Annotated in this window: 18 protein-coding genes and 1 tRNA gene; 11 read left to right on the top strand and 8 right to left on the bottom strand. The window is 63.9% G+C overall.

Going from position 1 to position 19622, the window contains the following annotated elements; translation table 11 throughout:
• Both JWQ24_RS08305 and dctP read right to left on the bottom strand, forming a co-directional pair.
• Nucleotides 1-298 (bottom strand): TRAP transporter small permease (locus JWQ24_RS08305; protein ID WP_299806547.1); only part of this gene is annotated, 298 nt, incomplete at its 3' end.
• Nucleotides 295-1317, bottom strand: coding sequence for a TRAP transporter substrate-binding protein DctP (gene dctP, locus JWQ24_RS08310; RefSeq protein ID WP_299806549.1), 1023 nt, complete (start codon nucleotides 1315-1317; stop codon nucleotides 295-297). The genes JWQ24_RS08305 and dctP, both read right to left, overlap by 4 nt.
• Before the next feature lie 255 nt (nucleotides 1318-1572).
• On the opposite strand from dctP, the gene JWQ24_RS08315 reads away from it, so the two are divergent.
• Nucleotides 1573-2058 carry a cupin domain-containing protein gene (locus JWQ24_RS08315; RefSeq protein WP_299806551.1) on the top strand — a complete coding sequence of 162 codons (486 nt, stop codon included), beginning with the start codon at nucleotides 1573-1575 and terminating at the stop codon, nucleotides 2056-2058.
• 79 nt (nucleotides 2059-2137) lie between these two features.
• Here the strand turns inward: JWQ24_RS08315 and JWQ24_RS08320 are convergent, their stop codons facing one another.
• On the bottom strand, nucleotides 2138-2482 hold the full coding sequence (locus JWQ24_RS08320) for a DUF6481 family protein (protein WP_299806553.1): 345 nt from the start codon (nucleotides 2480-2482) through the stop codon (nucleotides 2138-2140).
• A gap of 372 nt (nucleotides 2483-2854) precedes the next feature.
• On the opposite strand from JWQ24_RS08320, the gene JWQ24_RS08325 reads away from it, so the two are divergent.
• A complete protein-coding gene (locus JWQ24_RS08325) occupies nucleotides 2855-3043 on the top strand; it encodes a hypothetical protein (RefSeq protein ID WP_299806555.1) in 189 nt (62 codons plus the stop codon).
• Between the two features lie 110 nt (nucleotides 3044-3153).
• A complete protein-coding gene (locus tag JWQ24_RS08330) occupies nucleotides 3154-3618 on the top strand; it encodes an FKBP-type peptidyl-prolyl cis-trans isomerase (protein ID WP_299806557.1) in 465 nt (154 codons plus the stop codon).
• A 249-nt stretch (nucleotides 3619-3867) separates the two neighbouring features.
• On the opposite strand, the gene JWQ24_RS08335 is transcribed toward JWQ24_RS08330, so the two are convergent.
• The 5 genes from JWQ24_RS08335 to JWQ24_RS08355 form a co-directional block, all read right to left on the bottom strand.
• On the bottom strand, nucleotides 3868-4062 hold the full coding sequence (locus tag JWQ24_RS08335; RefSeq protein WP_299806559.1) for a hypothetical protein: 195 nt from the start codon (nucleotides 4060-4062) through the stop codon (nucleotides 3868-3870).
• 94 nt (nucleotides 4063-4156) lie between these two features.
• Entirely contained in the window at nucleotides 4157-4294 is a 138-nt protein-coding gene (locus JWQ24_RS08340) for a hypothetical protein (RefSeq protein ID WP_299806561.1), read from the bottom strand.
• Between the two features lie 79 nt (nucleotides 4295-4373).
• Nucleotides 4374-5444 (bottom strand): polysaccharide deacetylase family protein, encoded by a 1071-nt coding sequence (locus JWQ24_RS08345; RefSeq protein WP_299806563.1) that lies wholly within the window; start codon nucleotides 5442-5444, stop codon nucleotides 4374-4376.
• A gap of 154 nt (nucleotides 5445-5598) precedes the next feature.
• Complete coding sequence (locus tag JWQ24_RS08350) at nucleotides 5599-6651, bottom strand: HD domain-containing phosphohydrolase (protein WP_299806565.1); 1053 nt, start codon at nucleotides 6649-6651, stop codon at nucleotides 5599-5601.
• A 41-nt stretch (nucleotides 6652-6692) separates the two neighbouring features.
• Complete coding sequence (locus tag JWQ24_RS08355; RefSeq protein WP_299806567.1) at nucleotides 6693-7019, bottom strand: PilZ domain-containing protein; 327 nt, start codon at nucleotides 7017-7019, stop codon at nucleotides 6693-6695.
• Nucleotides 7020-7593: 574 nt separating this feature from the next.
• On the opposite strand from JWQ24_RS08355, the gene JWQ24_RS08360 reads away from it, so the two are divergent.
• The 8 genes from JWQ24_RS08360 to JWQ24_RS08395 all read left to right on the top strand — a co-directional run bounded on the left by JWQ24_RS08360 (nucleotide 7594) and on the right by JWQ24_RS08395 (nucleotide 19614).
• Complete coding sequence (locus JWQ24_RS08360) at nucleotides 7594-7893, top strand: hypothetical protein (RefSeq protein ID WP_299806569.1); 300 nt, start codon at nucleotides 7594-7596, stop codon at nucleotides 7891-7893.
• Complete coding sequence (locus tag JWQ24_RS08365) at nucleotides 7894-8283, top strand: c-type cytochrome (protein ID WP_299806571.1); 390 nt, start codon at nucleotides 7894-7896, stop codon at nucleotides 8281-8283. It begins immediately after the preceding gene.
• A 172-nt stretch (nucleotides 8284-8455) separates the two neighbouring features.
• A tRNA-Arg gene (locus JWQ24_RS08370) sits at nucleotides 8456-8532 on the top strand.
• A 533-nt stretch (nucleotides 8533-9065) separates the two neighbouring features.
• Nucleotides 9066-9269, top strand: coding sequence for a cold-shock protein (locus tag JWQ24_RS08375; RefSeq protein ID WP_143574005.1), 204 nt, complete (start codon nucleotides 9066-9068; stop codon nucleotides 9267-9269).
• 298 nt (nucleotides 9270-9567) lie between these two features.
• The gene (locus JWQ24_RS08380) at nucleotides 9568-14787 is read left to right on the top strand and encodes an alpha-2-macroglobulin (RefSeq protein ID WP_299806574.1); all 5220 of its coding nucleotides are present in this window, start codon (nucleotides 9568-9570) and stop codon (nucleotides 14785-14787) included.
• Nucleotides 14784-16982 carry a penicillin-binding protein 1C gene (gene pbpC / locus JWQ24_RS08385; protein WP_299806576.1) on the top strand — a complete coding sequence of 733 codons (2199 nt, stop codon included), beginning with the start codon at nucleotides 14784-14786 and terminating at the stop codon, nucleotides 16980-16982. Before JWQ24_RS08380 ends, pbpC begins: the two co-directional genes overlap by 4 nt.
• Before the next feature lie 50 nt (nucleotides 16983-17032).
• The gene (locus tag JWQ24_RS08390; RefSeq protein WP_299806578.1) at nucleotides 17033-18775 is read left to right on the top strand and encodes a glycosyltransferase family 39 protein; all 1743 of its coding nucleotides are present in this window, start codon (nucleotides 17033-17035) and stop codon (nucleotides 18773-18775) included.
• Nucleotides 18775-19614 carry a phosphatase PAP2 family protein gene (locus tag JWQ24_RS08395; protein ID WP_299806580.1) on the top strand — a complete coding sequence of 280 codons (840 nt, stop codon included), beginning with the start codon at nucleotides 18775-18777 and terminating at the stop codon, nucleotides 19612-19614. Before JWQ24_RS08390 ends, JWQ24_RS08395 begins: the two co-directional genes overlap by 1 nt.
• The last annotated feature ends 8 nt before the right edge of the window (nucleotides 19615-19622 follow it).

Consider the following 19622-nt stretch of genomic DNA (forward strand, 5'->3'; position numbering starts at 1 on the left):
CGAAGGCCTCGATGCCGATATGGCCGCGGTTCTGCTGCACGTAGGCCGCGGACATGAAGGTGGCGCCGACCAGCAGGAACACGGCGGCCTCGTCCTGCCAGTAATTGGCGGCGTGGAACAGCGCGCGGCTGAGCACGCTGTAGCTCATGATCGCACTTGCCGCGATCAGCGCGATGGCCGCAAGCACCACGATGATGCTGTTGCAGAAGGCGAGCGCACGCTCCAGCGCCGCCACGAACGCATTGTCGGTGGCGGCGCCGGAAATTTCGGGCTGATCCGGAAGCGGACCATGCATCATGCGGAAACGTCGGTCGCAAGTTTCAACAGGTTGGCCGCGGCGGCGCTCTTTCCGGTGTAGTCCTTCCAGGCGGTGTCGCGGGCGATGTCGCGCCATTTGTTGACGGTCGCCTGGTCGAGCGGGCTGACCTTGGCGCCGGCCTTTTCATAGACCTTGGCGACCTCGATGTCGTCGTCCTGCGCGCCCTTCTTGCCGAATGCCTCCATCTCGTTGCCGACCGCGATGATGACGTCCTGCTGGTTCTTGGGCAGCTTGTCGAAGATCGCCTTCGACATCAACAGCGGCTCGAACATGAACCAGTAGGAGGCGCCGGCGCCGGAGGTCAGCGATTTTGCCACTTCCTCGAGCCGGAACGAGATCAGGCTGGTGGAGGAGGTGATGCCGGCGTCGCAGGCGCCGGTCTGCATCGCCGCATAGAGTTCGTTGGACGGCACCGACAGCACCGCCGCGCCCGCGCTTTGGAGCACCATGTCCATCTCGCGCGATCCGCCGCGCACCTTCAGGCCCTTGGCGTCTTCGGGTGCGACGATTGGCTTGGAGCGGCTGGCAACCCCGCCGGCCTGCCACACCCAGGTGATGATCATGATGCCCTTGTCGGCAAGGAAGTCGGTCAGCGCCTTGCCGATCGGCTGGTTTTTCCATTTCAGGCCCTGGTCGTAGGTCGAGACCAGACCGGGCATCAGGCCGATATTGGTCTCCGGCAATTCACCGCCGGCATAGGGCATCGGATACAGGCTGATATCGAGCGCGCCTTTGCGCATCGCGGAGAACTGCGCGTTGGTCTTGATCAGCGAGGAACCGGGATAGATGTCGGCGGTGAGATCGCCGCCGCTGCGCTTGGCGATCTCGGCGGCGAATACGCGGGTCAGGCGGTCGCGGAAATCGCCCTTGTCGATGGTGCCGCCGGGAAACTGGTGCGAGATCTTCAGCGTGGTTGCGGCATGCGCGGTGCCGGTGCCGAGGCGCAGGATGGCGGGGGCGGCGAGTGCAGAGGCGAGGATATGACGGCGGGTCAGCATGAGGGTTCTCCCTGAACGTTTCTTGATTGATGGCGGGGGCGGGGGGCTGCTGCCATCTTAGCCCGATGTGGATTCATCTGCTCCCATCGGATCGGTTTTGCAACGGTTGATAGGAAAGTCTTGATACTGCACCGCACACCAAGCTGTGTAGTTATGCAGACGCAGCAGAACGTCGGTGCAGATGCGTCGCCGTGTTGCAGGGTTCACAAGGCCGGGCTAGCCTTTGCGCATAAAAACAAAATGCGGGAGGTGAACTTGAATAATAATCGACGCGTGATGGCTGCGGCATGCGTGTCGGCGGCGCTGATGTTTCCGAGCCTGACGGCCTGGAGCGCCACCGATGAGATGGGCTTCGTCCGGGTCAATCAGGGCGAGGAGGTCTGGAAGAATCCGTTCGGCGTCGGAGTCGAAGTCGCCACGCTGCACGGCGACCCGTCGAAGCCCGGCATCTATGTGCTGCGGATCAAATGGCCGCCGGGCATCATGAGCAAGCCGCACAAGCATCCCGAGGATCGCCACGTCGTGGTGCTGTCGGGAACCTGGTACACCGGGACAGGCGAGGCCTTCGAGCCGTCGAAAGCAATCCCGATGAAGACCGGCGGCTACATGATGCATCCGGCGGGCGCTGTGCACTGGGATGGTACGCGGGAAGAGGGCGCGGTGATCCAGATCACCGGCTACGGCCCCAGCGGCAACAATTTCGTCAAGCCGGATGAGCCGCAATTCGGCAAGACCAACTGAGCAAAGACGAACTGAGCAAAGTGCCGTGTCTCAACAGCGTGCCATCGAGCGATGGCACGCTGGTCTACGGCGGTCGGGCCTACTTGCGCTTCTTGCGGGCGGCGTAGCGGGCGTCGCGGGCGGCCTTCTTCTCTGCTTCCAGCGCCACTTCGGCGGCGGCGGCTTCTTCCTTCGCGCGGACCAGACGCTCGGCTTCCACGGCGGCTTCCTCGGCTTCGCGAATCTTCTGCGCGGCCTTTTCAGCATCGCGGACCAGCTTGGCCTTGGCGCGCAACACGGCCTGGGCTTCGCGCTCGGCGGCGCGCGCCATCACTGCCGGATCATCGGGACCGGGCTGCGACTTGAACTTGGTCAGAATGTTCTTCTTGGCTTCCATGGCCGCCTTCTGGCGGTCTGCGAAGCTTGGTTCCTTGAATCCGCTCATGAACGAGGCCTTGTCGCTTTCTTCGTTTGGGGTGGGTCGTAGGGGCGCAGCCAGCTGACAGGCGAACACCCGGCGCGGCCAAACTCCGCTGCGGTTTACAGCCCATAACGCCGCAACGCATCAACTATCTGCGATTTTCCGCGATGTGGCGCAATTTGGACGCAGACTGGTGGTGTCTCGACACACTAGCTCCGCGGCATTCGTCGCGGAGAGGCCGAGAGGAATTCTTTAACCTTTGCTCGGGCGGTAAAATGCGACCCCTGTTCGTTCTCCGGGAACAAACGGGCATTCGCTGAACCTGACGGGTGACTGTGCGGATCCATCAGGAACCTTTGAGCCGAAACGGTGTTTCAACCGGAACCGGAGTTCTCCATGCAAGCAGTCGTCGAACGTGTGATCCGCAGTTTTTCCCTGAAACAGCTGATGACGCACGAGGATTCCGGTGTGATGCACGGCGCGATTCAGGATGATGCGGCACAGTTCGCTTCTCTGTTGCTTGCCAACTATCGCGATCGGCTGGCGCAGCGCTGTCGCCGGAATGACACCCAGCCGCAGGATTGATCCCGGTCGGCGCTCAGCCCCGCGCGGTCAAATCGCGCGACGGGGCTTGCACTGCCTCCGGCAGGCGGGGCATGACATGGCTGCCGATCAACCCAGTTCCCGGAGCGACCATGCAATATTTTCAGCGCGCCACCGCCGCGGCGGCCATCGCCTTGACCGCTGCATTGGGCTCCCTCTCGATCGACGTTTCTCATTCCACCGCAATGGCGCAGGCCAAAGGAAAAACCATGACCACCGCTTCAGGCCTCCAGATCGAAGACACCACCGTCGGCACCGGCGCCACCCCGACCCAGGGCCAGACCTGCGTGATGCATTACACCGGCTGGCTCTATGAGAACGGCGTCAAGGGCAAGAAGTTCGACTCATCGGTCGATCGCAACGAGCCGTTCGAATTTCCGATCGGCGTGTCGCGCGTCATCAAGGGCTGGGACGAGGGCGTCTTGACTATGAAGGTCGGCGGCAAGCGCACGCTGATTATTCCGCCGGATCTCGGCTACGGCGCACGCGGCGCAGGCGGCGTGATCCCGCCGAATGCGACGCTGGTGTTCGATGTCGAACTGCTCAGCGTGAAGTAAGGCCAGGGGATCGCGCGGCCCGTCAGGACTGCGCGATCCCCTTACGCGCGACAGCGCCACGTTTCGGAATTGGGGACCGCTTGACCAACAGACACCACGACGACGCCCCCAGCCTGCGACCGGCCGTGACTGGCGCCGTATCCATCATTCGCCGCTGTTCTGGATCGGCGTGGCGATGTGCCTGGCGGCGATCCTGATCTATGTGCTGTCCGACGACCTGTCGTGGCGGCCGGAGGCCCGCTGACGCGATCAGAGCTTCTTGATCGCGCGCTTTGCGGCGGTCTCGGCGGCTTCCTCGGAATCGCAGTCATCCTCGGTGACGAAGCCGAGCATGGTCTTACCCTTGATCGTGTTGCTGGCGTTGACCTTGGGGCTGATCGATGCGCGCCACAGGCCGGGCCGACGCTGAAACGTCAGGATCGAAAACAGCGACAGGTCGGCCATGCGATAGATCTCGGTAACAGGGTGCCGGGCCGGGCTGACCGGGCAGGGCCGCTGTGTAGCGCCTTGCTGCGGTGGGGGCAATGCAACGACAGGGCTATCGCAGGTTGGCGAACTGCACCGGGCCGACCGCGGTACGCAGCACCAGCCCGCCGGACAGCTGGGCTGCAAGGATAAACGCCGCCATCGCTGCCGGCAGCGCAAAAAGCCTGATGATGCGGCGGGCAGCAAACACGGGCAATCTCCCGGAATGATCTACTTCAGGTAGCACATTCCGGGAATATGGTTAACCGGCCGTTACCGGGCGCCCGCTGTTAGTTGGTGGTGCTGACGGTCTGCACCACGCTGGCGGTCGGCCGGGCATTGCTACTTCGGGTCGGACCGGCCTTGGTGGACTGCATCAGGGTGGCGACGGCGGCGTCGTATTCCGGCAGGCTCACAAACGTATCCTTGGCCTTGATGTGCACCACCTTGTAGCCGCCAGCCTGCAGCTGGCGCAGCAGTTCGGGCAACGCCAGCGCGGTCGACTTCTGGAAGTCGTGCATCAGGATGATGCCTTTGCCGGCCTTCTTCAGCTTGGTCATCACGCCGGCGATCAGCACCTCCGGCTTGTGAATGCGGAAATCCTCGGAATCGACGTCGATCGAGAACGCGGCGATGTTGCGCTCGCCGAGGTAGCCCGTCAGTTCCTTGGTCTGACGCAATTGCGGGAAGCGGAAGAACGGCGAGATCGGCTGTCCGGCCGCCAGCACCACGGCGCTGAAGCCTTTTTCGATCTCGTCCTTGGCTTCCTGCAGCGGCTTGATCGCAAGATTGACGTGCGACCAGGTGTGCGCGCCGACGGTGTGGCCACGGGCCAGCACCTGCTTGAGGATTTCGGGGTGCCAGCTGGCATGCTTGCCGACCGGGAAAAACACCGCCTTGAGGCACTGCGCGTCGAGCGCCGCCAGCACCGCCGGCGTGTTGACCGGCCACGGGCCGTCGTCAAAGGTCAGCACGACCTCGTTCGGCTGCAGGAAATCGTAATCGCGGTATTGCGACATGCCGAGGCCGGGACCGCCGGTGGAATCGATCTGCACCGTGCGCGAAATGCCCATCGCATTGGGGTTGTTGCAGGCAGTGGGCTGGACCGCGGGCGCTGCGTTGTCGCGCGCCGGCGTCGTCGCGGCCTGCTGTATGGTCGGGACCGGAGCGGGCGCGCTGGTCTTGTCGGCTTCGGCCTTCGGCCAGCGCGCTGAAATCGCGCCTGTGGTCAACTCGCTTGCGTCGCCCTTGGCTGCCGCATTGGCGACCGGCGCCGTCGTGGACGTCAAACGTCCCACGCCAAACCCGACTGCCGCCACCGCGAGAACGCCACCCGCCGCCAGAACCGCTACCCTACGCATCACCAACTCCCGCCACGGACTTCCCGCTAGAAAATACGTTCGGTGAAAATGGTTAAGCGGGGGTTGCCGGCGCGTCGGAGCAGGCTGAATTGTCACATGCGGGCGCGCGGGGTGGTTCGTTGTTCACAGAATCACTGTATCGGCTGGTGGCGGTTCATCGGTGCAGCGCGACTTCCCTGAAAGCTGCCACAAGGGGAGCCTCCAACTTTCCGTGCATGCCGGAAATGATCCCGAAAGCCTGCTGCCGCGACATAGGCGGCTTGTAGCGCCGGTCCTCGATCAGGGCTGCGAAAATATCTGAGATCGTCAGAATCCGAACCGGGTCGGAGATGCTTTCAGCGCCGAGCGCGTTGGGATAGCCGCTGCCGTCGAGATATTCATGGTGATGCCGCACGGCGTCGAGCACTTCTGCCGAGATCGCCTGGTTGTCTTTGAGCATGTCGTACCCGGCGGCGGGATGGGTCTCGATGATCAGGCGTTCATCCGGGGCAAGCTTGCCGGGCTTGTTGAGAATGGCCGCAGAGATGCTGGCCTTGCCGATGTCATGGAACATGGCTGACATATAAAGCCGCCGGATATCAGATCCGCGCAGACCAAGGCTCAATCCGAAATCGACGGTCACTCCGGTGACCAGCAGGCAATGCTGGTACGTCCCCTCATGATGCAGCCGCACCGTGTCGAGCCAGCTGGATAATCCGTGTTCGGCGACGCTGTCTGCAATTTTTCCCGCCGCGATGTCTGCTGCTGCCACGTCGACAGGTTTGCCCTGCAGCACCGCGCTGAACATCTCGTCGAACGCGGCAGCGCCTGTTGCTGCGGCTTGCTGCAGTTCGATCGAATTTTTGTGAACACCCGAGGTCGATATCGATGGGCCAATGAGCCGCATACAACTGGCTTCGGTCGATCGGGTCGACAAGAATGGAGGTTGCGCCGAGTGCAAAAGCCTGCGCGACAAGCAGGTGCAGTTTCCGATCCATTGTGGAAATGCGTTGGCGAATGTGGAGCAGGGTTGGGTCATATCCTTTAGCACCGCAACATTCTGGGCGACGCGCAGATCTACCGCGACAATGAGTGCCGCCGAATTTCGAGGAACTCGATTTCCACCGGCCAGCAATGCCGCGGTGACGGCGAAAGTCGGTTCCAGCAATGCGCGCAAGGCCGCAATTTTGCTGCGCCTGTCGGAAACCACATGAACTGCGATCGGCATTTGAGAACTCTGCTATCGCGCCTCACTCAGGGCGGCTGTTTTCAACTGACGTCGTCCATCATGCGGGGTTTGATCGTGTGCTGCCGGGTCGTGTTACCGTCGGGCCGGATGAACTCGATGCCCAGCTGTTCATCGGCTATCCGGACTATCCTGCAACGGCGGAAGGCGGGGCCTGTCGACGACAACACCAGAAGGAATTCAGAGATGTCCAAACCATGAAGCGAACCTTTGATGCTTAATCGTGCACCGGTTTGCGAGACGTCGAACATCAGGCAGTGCCGCTGCCATGTCCCATCGATGCCAACCATTCGCGCCGGCATGCCCTTCGCGAATTCGACGCGCCCGCTCTTTCTGTTTCCATATACCATCGCACTGTCCGCCTTCGAAAAGCGAGGATCAGGATTGTGGATGTCTCGTTGCGATCAATAATTTCACGCGAGTGATTCCAGCTGCGATTTCGCTGGTGTACCTGGATGTTGATGCATTGCCGCGCCGGCAAAACGTCGGCCAGTTGCACAGAGGAAGCATTCGGCACGCTGGCATCAAAACGGTGTGCACAAGTGTCGCGAAGCGATCGAAAAAAATGACACTAAATAGATTCAATAGGCGATGCTGCGGTATTCTTCTACTGTAGCGCCTTACGCTAGATAAAAGTACCACCTTTAATCTAATGATTGGATAATTGTGGCTCGTCCCTGATGCCGATGCGTCCCGATCTATGTCCTGTCGAATTGGCGGGATATTGCGTTGCGGGTGGCTTGAAAGAAGCCAGCGCCACACCAAGTCAAAGAAGCCGTCGAGCGCAAGGTGGAATGAGCTTAACTGAACCGGCAGCAGTTCGCTATTTGTCACCGCCATTAGCCACAAGCTGCGAGTGGGAAAGAACTGAAACGCAAGTTGCGAAACGGCTTAACGAGAAATCTCGTGTGCAGATAAATTATCATGGAACCCGTGAAGAGCTCTCAAACGCAGAAACTCACTATAGGTCAGGCAGTCCTGCTTCTGGCCTTGTTCACGATGCTCGTTTTCGCGGTTGTCTGGGCATCAATGGCATGGAGCTCCGCCGAAGGGGTCGAGATGTCGATACACGGCTGGATCGCTCTCACGCTCGGCGTCGTATTTTCGCTGGTCATTGGCTGCGGGCTTATGTTTCTCATGTTTTACAGCAGCAGAAGCGGCTACGATGAAACCGCTTCGCCGGACTTTCGTCCGAAGAAGCTCCCTCCGGAAAATGACCACTGAGTGCGTTTCAAAGTCGCGATATCCGTATCTGTCCTTATCCTTGTCTTGCCGTCAGCGTCGGTTATAGCGGCCGAAGACCTTGAGCATGGACGCAGGATATTTCGTGCGTGCGCTTCCTGTCATCCGATCGAGACGACCCACAGCGCCTTCGGTCCATCGCTCAAGGATATCGTGGGCAGACGCGTTGCGGCAGCTTCCGATTATAGCTACTCGCCGGCCATGCAGGCCGCCGGTGACAAGGGCTTGGTCTGGGACGAGGCGGCGCTGGCAGAATTCCTTGTAAATCCCCAAGCAAAAATGCCCGGTAACAAAATGCGCTTCTGGGGCCTGTGGAAGTCGCAGGTGGACGATGTGGTCGCCTTCATGAAAACGTTCAGCGCAAATCAATAGCGGCTGCGGATGCTGCGCACGCCTCCTCGAACACCCCCCGTTACTTCCCATCTTTCGGGACGCTTTTCCGAAAATGATTGCGCGGCCGGTCTGGGACGTGCTGCAGATGGCACGGGATGGGGCTTGGCGCGGGAGCGGATTTTTTATATGGGCAGTGCTAGAAGACCCCAACGGTCCCATAGCTCAACTGGATAGAGTAACGGATTTCTACTCCGTGGGTTGCAGGTTCGAATCCTGCTGGGATCGCCATCGACACCCGCAGGACCGAGGTCACCTCGGTCAATTGCTGCGGCCGGACAGCCTGCCACCCGCTCTCAATACTCCACCAACTTCTTGTCGATCTACCGGCGACCATCGTGCCGGCGCCAGACTTTTCCGCGAACGAGTCGCCCGGCGATCGAACGGCGCGGCAGCACCACGTGCCACAGGTGCCAGATCGCGGCCCAGGTCGGGCGCGGCCGCAGCCTCGGAAACCGGGAATGCTCGTGCTGGCTCGCCATCATGATCTTGACCTTGCGGTTTATGCGGAGTTGCCGGGCGGAATATGATCGCTCGACGGTTGCGCCACGCTGCGGCGGATGGGAAATGTCCGGCACGGAAAGCTGCCGCGGGGCCGGATCGGTGCAAGGAAGGACGTGCATTGGGATAATATGTCAACCTTACCATGTTTAAGCCTCGGCGGCGGGGAGGGTGACGGAATATGCCGGAATATGCCGGAATGGCGGGTGGTCAGGCCCGCGAATGCCTGCTACGGGTCTACCGACATAACCAGGAGAGTTAACGTGACGACAGGCGTGGTAAAGTGGTTCAACGCAACCAAGGGCTTCGGATTCATTCAGCCGGACGACGGCAGCAAGGATGTCTTCGTGCACATCTCGGCTGTTGAGCGCGCAGGCCTCAGCTCGTTGAACGAAGGCGACAAGGTTTCCTTCGAAGAGCAGGAAAACCGTGGCAAGACTTCGGCCGAGAACCTTCGGGTCGGCTGACGTTTGACTTCCGATACGTTAAAAGCCCGCCGGAAACGGCGGGCTTTTTTCGTTTTTACCCCCGCCAGGCCGCCCGGCGTCGATATCCCTGCCGACGGCGAACCTCCCGGCCTGCTGTCGCGACAACAGCACAGGCGACGCTTTCGCAAAGGCTTGGCTCTGGAAGGCTTGGCTTTGCCTTTGGCAGGCGGTGCCGCCATGATGCGAAGCGATCTGCTGCCTTGTCGCTCGGGCTTTCGTTCGTCACCACGTTGCGCACGGGATGCCCATAGGCGGCCCTCGGTGCAGGGAGTTCTCCATGATTGCTCTGATTCGCGCTTTCAGCCTGTGCGCCGCGCTGCTGGTCGGGCTGGTTTCGGCCCAAGCGGCGGACAAGGCCTTCAGGCGGGATGACCTCGCAGACTCCGCGATCAAGCTGGAGGCGCAGATCAAGAGCGAGGCGGGGCCGATCGCCAAACCGGCGGCGACGCTGCGCACCGACGCCGATGCCGCCTTCAAGCGCGGCGATTACCGCGCCGGGCTGACGACGCTCGGCCAGATCGTGGCGACCGCGCCGGACGACAGCGCCAACTGGCTGCGTTTGGCCAGAACGATCTTCCAGATCAGGCCGGCGAACTCGTCAGAGACCACCTTCCTGCTCGAGCGCGCCTCGACCGCCGCCTACATCGCCTATCAGCGCGCCGGCAATGGCGGCGAGGAGGCCGAAGCGCTGGCGGTGCTTGGCCGCGCCATGGCCGACCGTAAGCTGTGGCGTCCGGCGCTGGATACGCTGCGGCTGTCGCTTGACCTGCGCGAGGTTGCCGATGTCCGCGGGCAATACGAGCGGCTGCGCGACGACCACGGCTTCCGGCTGCTTGATTACACCGTGGACTCGGATTCCGCCTCGCCGCGGGCCTGTTTCCAGTTTTCCGAAGACCTCGCCAAGCGCGTCGATTTCGCGCCGTTCCTGGCGCTGGCCGGCAGCGACAAGCCGGCTCTGACGACAGACGACAAGCAGCTCTGCGTCGAAGGCCTCAAGCATGGCGAGCGCTACAACATCAATCTGCGTGCCGGCCTGCCGTCGACGGTGAAGGAGAGCCTGCCGAAATCGGCCGAGTTCAACATCTATGTTCGCGACCGCAAGCCCTTCGTGCGCTTCACCGGCCGCGCTTACGTGCTGCCTCGCACCGGTCAGAAGGGCATCCCGCTGGTGTCGGTCAACACCCCCGCCGTCACCGTCAACGTGTTCCGGATCGGCGACCGCAACCTGATCAACACGGTGATCGGCAACGACTTCCAGACCGCTTTGAGCAAGTATCAGCTCGACAGCCTCGGCGACGAGCGCGGCGTGAAAGTGTGGACCGGCGAACTGGCGACGGTTTCCACGCTGAACACGGATGTGACCACGGCATTCCCCGTCGATCAGGCGATCGGCGAATTGCAGCCCGGCGTCTATGTGATGACGGCGGCGGCCAAGGGGCCGGGCGCGGGCGGCAATGACGACGACGGTTCGCTGGCGACGCAGTGGTTCATCGTATCCGACATGGGCCTCACTGCGTTTTCCGGCAATGACGGCACCCACGTCTTCGTCAATTCGCTGGCCTCGACCGATCCCACCGCGAAGGCGGACGTGCGGCTGGTCGCCCGCAACAACGAAATCCTGGCGACGAAGACGACCGACGATTCCGGCCATGTGCTGTTCGAGGCTGGCCTCGCCAAGGGCGAGGGCGGGTTGTCGCCGGCGTTGCTCACGGTCTCCGGCGAGAAGGGCGACTATGCGTTCCTCAGTCTCAAATCCAACGCCTTCGATCTCTCGGACCGCGGCGTCTCCGGCCGTGCGGTGCCGGCCGGCGCCGACGCCTTTGTCTATGCCGAGCGCGGCGTCTACCGCTCCGGCGAAACCGTCTATCTCACCGCGCTGTTGCGCGACGGGCAGGGCAATGCCGTCACCGCGGGGCCGCTGACGCTGGTGGTGGAGCGGCCGGACGGCGTCGAGTTCCGTCGCGCCGTGCTGGCCGATCAGGGCGCCGGCGGCCGCAGCCTGACGCTGCCGCTAAATTCCGCGGTGCCGACCGGCACCTGGCGGGTCCGCGCCTTCACCGATCCGAAGGGGGCCTCGGTCGGCGAGACCACTTTCATGGTCGAAGATTACGTTGCCGACCGAATCGAATTCGATATTTCCAGCAAGGACAAGCAGATTTCTGCTGACAAACCAGTCGAACTGAAGGTCGATGGCCGGTTCCTGTACGGCGCACCGGCCTCCGGGCTGCAGCTGGAAGGCGATCTGCTGGTTGCGCCGGCTTCCGGGCGGCCGGGCTTTGCCGGCTACCAGTTCGGCGTATCGGACGACGAGACCACCAGCAACGAGCGCACCCCGATCGAGAACCTGCCGGAAGCCGACTCCAATGGCGTTGCCAATTTTCCGGTCAGCCTGCCAAAGCCGCCGTCCTCGTCCCGGCCGCAGGAGGCGCAGATCTTCATCCGCATGACCGAGGCCGGTGGCCGCGCCGTGGAGCGCAAGCTCGTGCTGCCGGTGGCGCCGAATGCGGCGATGATCGGCGTCAAACCGTTATTCCAGGACAAGAACATTGCCGAGGGCGACAATGCCGGCTTCGATGTGGTGTTCGTCGCGCCGGAAGGCACAGCCTTGGCGCGCAGCGGATTGCGCTACGAATTGCTGAAGATCGAATCCCGCTACCAGTGGTACCGGCAGAGTTCGTCCTGGAATTACGAGCCGGTGAAGTCCAGCAAGCGCGTCGCCGATGGCGAGGTGAATGTCGCCGCCGACAAGCCGGCCCGGATCCAGGTGCAGCCGCAGCCGGGCCGCTACCGTCTCGACGTCAAGTCGACCGAGGCCGACGGCCCGGTCACCTCGGTGCAGTTCGACGTCGGCTGGTATTCCGATGGCAGCGCCGACACGCCGGATCTGCTGGAAACCTCGATCGACAGGCCTGAATACGTCTCCGGCGACACCATGACCGTCTCGGTCAATGCACGCACCGCCGGACGCCTGACCATCAACGTGCTCGGCGACCGCCTGCTGACGACGCAGAGCATCCAGGTCAAGGAAGGCCAGTCGCAGATCAAGTTCCCGGTCGGCAAGGACTGGGGCAGCGGCGCCTATGTCGTCGCCACCTTGCGCCGGCCGCTCGACGCCGCGGCGCAGCGGATGCCCGGCCGGGCGATCGGGCTGAAGTGGTTCGGCATCGACAAGAAGGCGCGCACGCTGGATGTCGCCTTGTCGCCGCCGGCCCTGGTGCGGCCGAGCACCACGCTCAAACTGCCGGTCAAGATCGGCGGCCTCAATCCCGGTGAGGACGCCAAGATCGTGGTCGCGGCTGTGGATGTCGGCATACTCAACCTGACCAACTACAAGCCGCCGGCGCCCGACGACTATTATCTCGGCCAGCGCAGCATGACCTCGGAGATCCGTGACATCTACGGGCAACTGATCGACGGCATGCAGGGTACCCGCGGGCAATTGCGCACCGGCGGCGATGCCGCAGGCGCCGAGCTGCAGGGCTCGCCGCCCACGCAAAAGCCGTTGGCGCTGTATTCCGGCATCGTCACCGTCGGGGCCAACGGCACCGCAGAGATCAATTTCGAAATCCCGGAATTCGCGGGCACCGCGCGCGTGATGGCAGTAGCCTGGACCGCGACCAAGCTCGGCCGCGCCACTGCCGACGTGATTGTGCGCGATCCCGTGGTGCTGACCGCAACGCTGCCGCGCTTCCTGCTGTCCGGCGACAAGGGCACGATGTCGTTCGACCTCGACAACGTCGAAGGCGCGCCGGGTGATTACACGATATCAGTCAAGACCTCCGGCCCGGTGAAGGTCACCGGCAACCCCGCCACCACCGTGAAGCTTGCCGCCAAACAGCGCAGCTCGATGGCGCTGGCGATCGATGCGTCGGGGGCAGGGACCGCGGCGCTCGATGTCGATATCAAGGGGCCGAACGGGCTGACGCTGGCGCGGCACTATGCGCTCGACGTCAAGGCGGCGACGCAGATACTTGCGCGACGCTCGATCCGCACGCTGGCCAAGGGCGAGAGCCTGACGCTGACCTCGGACATGTTCTCCGATCTGGTGTCCGGCACCGGCGGCGTCTCGCTTTCGGTCAGCCTCTCCACGGCGCTCGATGCCGCGACGATCCTGAAGGCGCTGGATCGTTATCCCTATGGATGCTCCGAGCAGATCACCAGCCGCGCGATGCCGCTGCTCTATGTCAACGATCTCGCCGCCGGCGCGCATCTGGCGATGGATACGTCAATCGACCAGCGCATTCGCGACTCCATCGATCGCCTGCTGGCGCGGCAGGGCTCGAACGGCTCGTTCGGCCTGTGGTCGTCGGGCGGCGACGACGCCTGGCTCGACGCCTACGTCACGGACTTCCTGACCCGCGCCCGCGAAAAGGGATTTGTCGTGCCGGACGTGCTGTTCCGCGCGGCGCTGGATCGCGTGCGCAATTCAGTCGTCAATGCTGAGGAGCCGGAGAAGGATGGCGGCCGTGATCTCGCTTACGGCCTCTATGTGCTGGCCAAAAACGGCACCGCGCCGATCGGCGACCTCCGCTATCTCGCCGACACCAAGCTGAACAATCTGGCGACGCCGATCGCCAAGTCGCAGCTCGCAGCCGCTTTGGCTTTGGTCGGCGACAAGACCCGCGCCGAACGCGTCTATGCCGCGGCGGTGGACAGCCTCACGCCGAAGCCGGTGCTGACCTTCGGCCGCGTCGATTACGGCTCGGCGCTGCGCGACGCGGCAGCCCTGGTGTCGCTGGCCAGCGAGGGTAACGCGCCCCGCGCAACGCTGACGCAAGCGGTGCAGCGCGTCGAGGCCGCGCGCGGGCTGACGCCGTTCACCTCGACGCAGGAGAACGCCTGGCTGGTGCTGGCGTCGCGCGCATTGGCCAAGGAAGCCAACGCGATGGCGCTCGACGTCAACGGCTCGCCGATCAAGGCGGCCTTGTACCGTAGCTACAAGGCATCGGAGATGACCGGGCAGCCGATCAAGATCACCAATACCGGCGATACGCCGGTGCAGGCGGTGGTGTCGGTGAGCGGTTCGCCGATTACGCCGGAGCCCGCGGCGTCCAACGGCTTCAAGATCGAGCGTAGTTACTTCACGCTCGCCGGCGAGCCCGTCGATGTCAGCAAGGCAAAGCAGAACGATCGCTTCGCGGTGGTGCTGAAGATCACCGAGGCCAAGCCGGAATACGGGCACATCATGGTGGCCGACTATCTGCCGGCCGGCTTCGAGATCGACAATCCGCGTCTTGTATCGTCGGGTGATACCGGCACGCTGGACTGGATCGAGGATGGCGAGGAGCCGGAGAACACCGAGTTCCGCGACGATCGCTTCACCGCCGCGATCGACAGGAAGAGCGATGACTCCGCGATCTTCACCGTCGCCTATGTCGTGCGCGCGGTGTCGCCCGGCAAATACGTGCTGCCGCAGGCCTATGTCGAGGACATGTACAACCCGTCGCGCTACGGACGAACCGGTACGGGCACCGTCGAGGTGGCCAAGGCGAAATGAGCGACCACGTACCAGCCATGCCACCCGCTCCGTCATCCCCGGGCTTGTCCCGGGGATCCACGTCCGCGCGTGACATCGTGGATGGCCGGCACAAGGCCGGCCATGACGGGTTGAAAAGCCGGCGGCTGATTTGGAAGCTGGCGACCGGTGCCGCAGTCGTTGTCGTTCTTGGTACTGCTGCCGTAACAGCGTGGGTGCATTCCCTCGGTCCATTGCCGCTGGCGCAGGCAAAACAGATTTCCACCACCGTGGTCGACCGCAACGGTAAATTGTTGCGCGCCTATGCGATGGCCGACGGCCGCTGGCGGCTGCCGGTGAATGCCAAGACCTCGGTCGATCCGACCTATCTCGATCTGCTGCTGACCTATGAGGATAAACGCTTCTACAGCCATCACGGCGTCGATCCGCTGGCGCTCGGCCGTGCCGCGCTTCAGCTCGTGACCCGCGGCCACATCGTGTCGGGCGGCTCGACCATCACCATGCAGCTCGCACGCCTGCTGGAGCCGCGGCAGCAGCGTTCGGTGACGGCCAAAATCCGTCAGGCGGTGCGCGCGATCCAGCTCGAGCGGCAGCTCTCCAAGGACGAGATCCTCGACCTCTATCTCGAACTGGCGCCGTTCGGCGGCAATCTCGAAGGTGTTCGCGCGGCGTCCATCGCCTACTTCGGCAAGGAGCCGAAGCGGCTGTCGCTGGCGGAGAGCGCGCTGCTGGTGGCGCTGCCGCAATCGCCGGAGACGCGGCGGCTGGATCGCCATCCCGCGACGGCGCGGACCGCCAGGGATCGCGTGCTGGATCGCATGGTCCATGAGGGCAGGGTGTCCACTGCCGATGCCGCGCAGGCCAGAGGCGTCAACGTGCCCCGGTTGCGCAAGCCGATGCCGGTGCTGGCGCCGCATTCCGCCGATCAGGCGACGGCTGCGATGAAGGACATGCCGATCATCAGACTGTCGCTCGACGCCGGCATCCAGCGCTCGCTGGAAGCGCTGGCGCGCGATCGCGCGGCGGCGCTCGGCTCGAACATCTCGATTGGCCTCATCGCCGTCGACAATGAAAGCGGCGACGTGCTCGCCCATGTCGGTTCGCCCGATTATTTCGACGACCGCCGCGCTGGCCAGGTCGACATGACCCGCGCGGTGCGCTCGCCCGGCTCGACGCTGAAGCCTTTCATCTACGGCCTCGCCTTCGAGGACGGCTTCGTGCATCCGGACAGCCTGATCGAGGACCGGCCGATCCGGTTCGGCTCCTACGCGCCGGAAAACTTCGACATGACGTTCCAGGGAACCGTGCCGGTGCGCAAGGCGCTGCAGCTGTCCCTGAACGTCCCGGCCATCGCGTTGCTTGACCGCGTTGGCGCATCACGCCTTTCCTCGCGGCTGAAGCAGGCCGGCGGCAATCTGGTGCTGCCGAAGGACGAGGCGCCGGGTCTTGCGATGGGCCTCGGCGGCGTCGGCGTCACCTTGCGCGATCTGGTGCAGCTCTATGCCAGCCTGGCACGTGGCGGCAGCGCCAAGCCGCTCCGCGAGATCATGCAGGCCAATGGCGGCGACGACCGCGAGATGTTGCGGCTGATGGACTCTGTCGCCGCGTGGCAGGTGGGCAATGTGCTGATGGGCACGCCACCGCCGGAAAACGCCGCACATAACCGTATCGCCTTCAAGACCGGCACCAGCTACGGCTACCGCGACGCTTGGTCGGTCGGCTTCGACGGCCGCATGACCATCGGGGTCTGGGTCGGCCGTCCCGACGGCGCGCCGGTGCCCGGGCTGGTCGGGCGCACTGCCGCGGCCCCCATCCTGTTTGATGCCTTTGCCCGCACCGGCAAATTGCCCATGCCGTTGCCGAAAGCCCCGAAGGGCGCCCTGATCGCCAGCAATGCCAAACTGCCGCCGCCATTGCGCCGGTTCCGGCCGTTCGGAGAGCTGATCCGCACCGGCGGTGAGCAGGCGCTGCGCATCCAGTTCCCGCTCAACGGCTCCCGGATCGATGCCAGCGGCGCTGACAGCGAGTTTTCGGCGCTCCCGGTGAAGGTCGCTGGCGGGGTGGCACCGATGACCATGCTGGTCAACGGAGTCGCGGTCGGCGAGATCGATGGCCGCCGCCAGCGGCTGGTCGATCCACCCGGCCCGGGCTTCGTCCGGCTCACCGTGATGGACGCGGTGGGCGCCGCGGACACAGTTGTGGTCAGAATTCAATAGTAGCGGGCTAAGCGGTTGTCCGCGCGGCATTTTCAGCGTATGCGACAACCATGGCCGAGACCTATGCAAGACCCCGCTTTGGCGCGCCGCGCGAGCCGAAAACCCGAGCCAATCCGGGTGGCGGACTGGTGCGCGTACTCGACTACGTCACCGGTAGCCACGCCAGATCGATTGTTTTCCTGACGATCTTCGGCTTGCTGTTCTTCCTGCCGGGCTTTTTCAACATCCCGCCGATCGACCGCGACGAGGCCCGCTTCGCGCAGGCCACCAAGCAGATGGTCGAGACCGGCGATTTCGTCGATATCCGCTTCCAGGACGAGGTCCGCTACAAGAAGCCGGTGGGCATCTACTGGGTGCAGGCCGCCGTGGTCGAGACCGCGTCCAAGCTCGGCCTGCAGCGCGCCGAGGTTCGTATCTGGCTTTACCGGGTGCCGTCGCTGATCGGGGCGATTGGTGCCGTGCTGCTGACCTACTGGACCGCATTGGCCTTCGTGACGCGCCGCGGAGCGGTGCTGGCCGGCCTGATCCTGTGCAGTTCGGTGCTGCTCGGCGTCGAGGCACGTCTCGCCAAGACCGACGCGATGCTGCTGCTCACGGTGGTGGCGGTGATGGGCGCGATGGCGCGGGTCTACCTCGCGTGGCAGCGCGGTGAGGAAGCGCAGCGTCCGGCATGGTCCGAGCCCGTCATTTTCTGGACGGCGATGGCCGGCGGCATCCTGCTGAAGGGACCGCTGATCCTGCTGTTCGTGGCGCTGACGATTATCGCGCTGGCGATTATGGATCGTTCGGCAGCGTGGCTATGGCGTCTGCGCCCGGGCCTCGGTGTCCTCTGGGCGCTGCTTCTGGTGCTGCCTTGGTTCGTCGCGATTTTCCTGAAATCCGGCGACGCCTTCTTCTCCAATTCGCTCGGCGGCGACATGCTCAGCAAGCTGGCTGCGCAGGAGTCCCACGGCGCGCCGCCCGGTACCTATTTGCTGCTGTTCTGGGTGACCTTCTGGCCCGGTGCGCCGCTTGCCGGCATGGCTGCGCCGGCGATCTGGCGTGCCCGTCGCGAGCCTGGCGCGCAATACCTGCTGGCATGGCTGGTGCCGTCCTGGATCGTCTTTGAAGTCGTGATGACCAAGCTGCCGCATTACGTGCTGCCGCTGTATCCGGCGATCGCCATCCTGATCGTCGGCGCGCTGGAGCGCCGGGTGCTGTCGCGCTCCTGGCTCGCGCGCGGTTCGGCGTGGTGGTTCGCGATACCCGTGCTGACGGCGGTGATCGTTGTGATCGGAGCGATCATGGCGGTGCGCCATCCGGTCTTCCTGGCCTGGCCGTTCGCCGGCGCCGCCCTGTGTTTCGGCCTGCTGGCCTGGTGGATGTACGATGACAACCACGCCGAGCGCTCCCTGCTCAACGCGGTGATCTCGGCGATGTTCATGAGTGCTGCGTTCTACGGCATCGTCATGCCGGCCATGAAGCCGCTGTTTCCGAGTCAGGAGATCGCGCGCGCGCTGCGCAACGTGGTTTGCGTCGGACCCCGCGCCGCTGCCGCCGGCTACCATGAACCGAGCCTGGTGTTCACGACGGGTACTTCGACCCTGCTGACCGACGGCTCGGGCGCCGCCGACTTCCTCGGACAGGGCAGCTGCCGCTTTGCGCTGGTCGAGGCGCGTTCCGAGCGCAGCTTCGCGCAGCGCGCCGACGCTATCGGACTGCGCTACGACGTGGCGACACGCATCGAGGGCTACAATTTTTCGCAGGGCCGGGCGATCTCGGTGGCGATCTATCGCTCCGAAGGGACCCGGTAATGGCCGCGGTTTCAGCCCAGCGATCCGGCTACGTCGCGCGGCTGATCGTGTTCATCGGCGTATCGCTGGCGCAACTCGTCCGCGCGCCCTCGCATTCGCGCCGCGCCGAAGCCGGCCGGCACTGGGCACGGCGCTCGCTCGGATTGTCCGCCATTTCGGCTGTGCTGATCGTGGCGCTGATGTTCCTGTTTGACGCCTACGAGATCGGCCTGATGCCGCCGCGCGGTACCGAATGGCTGTGGCCGGTGCGGTCCATCACCGCGTTCGGCAAGTCGGAATACGTGCTGTGGGGGCTGTTTGCCGTGCTGGTCGTGCTCGCGCTGGCTGCGCCACGGCTGCGCGGCATGTCGCGTTCGCTGCTGGTCAGCTTTGGCACCCGTATTCAGTACATCTTCCTGTCGGTGGCAGTGTCGGTGCTGCTCGGCGAACTCCTCAAGGGCATGATCGGCCGCGGCCGGCCGTTTGTCGGCGGCGAGGCCAACGCCTTCAACTTCTCGCATTTCGCCTGGAGCGAGACCTATTCCAGCTTCCCGTCCGGCCACGCCACCACGGCTTTCGCGCTGGCCTTTGCGGTATCCGCGGTATGGCCGCGGCTGCGCGCCGTCATGTTTGCCTATGCGATTGTCATCATTGCCAGCCGTCTGTTGCTGCTGGCGCATCACCCGAGCGACGTGCTGGGCGGGGCGCTGACCGGCGTGATCGGCGCGATGGCGGTGCGCTACTGGTTCGCGGCCCGGCATCTGGCCTTCACCATTCATCGCGACGGCAGCATCCAACCGCTGCCCGGCCCGTCCCCGGAACACCTCAAAAGGGTTGCCCGCGACGCCTTCGCCCCATAGAAGCGGGG

This window comes from Tardiphaga sp. (genome assembly GCF_028290495.1).
Lineage (GTDB): Bacteria > Pseudomonadota > Alphaproteobacteria > Rhizobiales > Xanthobacteraceae > Tardiphaga.